The sequence below is a fragment of the Salifodinibacter halophilus genome, assembly GCA_012999515.1.
Taxonomy (GTDB): Bacteria; Pseudomonadota; Gammaproteobacteria; order Nevskiales; family Salinisphaeraceae; genus Salifodinibacter; species Salifodinibacter halophilus.
The window spans coordinates 1-244 of sequence record JABEEB010000590.1; the positions used below are offsets into that span (position 1 = coordinate 1).

The 244-nt window shown below is 60.2% G+C and carries 1 protein-coding gene; it reads right to left on the reverse strand.

All coding sequences use genetic code 11. The features are described from left to right. Positions 1-244 (reverse strand): Flp pilus assembly complex ATPase component TadA (tadA, locus tag HKX41_12945; protein ID NNC25041.1); only part of this gene is annotated, 244 nt, incomplete at both ends.

The window sequence follows — 244 nt, forward strand, 5'->3', positions numbered from 1 at the left end:
CTCCAGACCCGACCCCTCGGCCGACGCCTTCACCATCAGCGAAAGCTGATCCCAGGTTTGCGCCGTACTGCCAGCATGGCAGCTGGTGATGGAACCTGGATGACCGGATGCGCAGTTACGGATGAAGTAGAAGGATTCGTCGCCGCGCAACTCGGCCAGGATGATGCGGTCGGGCTTCATGCGCAGGCAGGCTTCCATACAACTCTTCGCCGTCACGTTGCTCGTGCTTTGTCCACCTTTCGAG